Consider the following 420-nt stretch of genomic DNA (forward strand, 5'->3'; position numbering starts at 1 on the left):
GCATAAGCGCGATGCGATCTCGGGTCGCCGGAACGCGCGTCCGCATGATCGTTTGCATGCCTTGGACATTGAAGGATAAAGCCGGTGAAAGACGACGAGCCTGAAGCGCACGGACGGTCTCCGGCCAAACGGTCTCGATCGGATTCCAGAGGTCTTCGAATCTGTGGTTTTCTTGACCGCCACCGGGGAGTTTCTGAGAGTAATAGTAGTTCTCGTACCCAGTTGCCCTCGGCTGCTTCGGCAGCGGTGCCTCTGGCGCCTCGGCCCGATAGACTTGGACACGGCCGCGGTCATCGGCGAAGCCTTCCATATAGGTGACCGAGATGAAGTGGTGTTTTCGGTTCTTCCGTCCCGCCCCGCTGCGGACCGGATTGAAGATGCTAAATGGCCTCACATCGCCATCGATGGGGACGTCTCCCC

Annotated in this window: 1 protein-coding gene; it reads right to left on the reverse strand. The window is 59.3% G+C overall.

Features of this window, described 5'->3' with window-relative positions:
- Positions 1 to 420: DUF4238 domain-containing protein (locus EOA24_RS40950; protein WP_127410972.1), on the reverse strand; the 420-nt coding region annotated here is incomplete at both ends.

Source organism: Mesorhizobium sp. M2A.F.Ca.ET.039.01.1.1 (genome assembly GCF_003998035.1).
Taxonomy (GTDB): Bacteria; Pseudomonadota; Alphaproteobacteria; order Rhizobiales; family Rhizobiaceae; genus Mesorhizobium.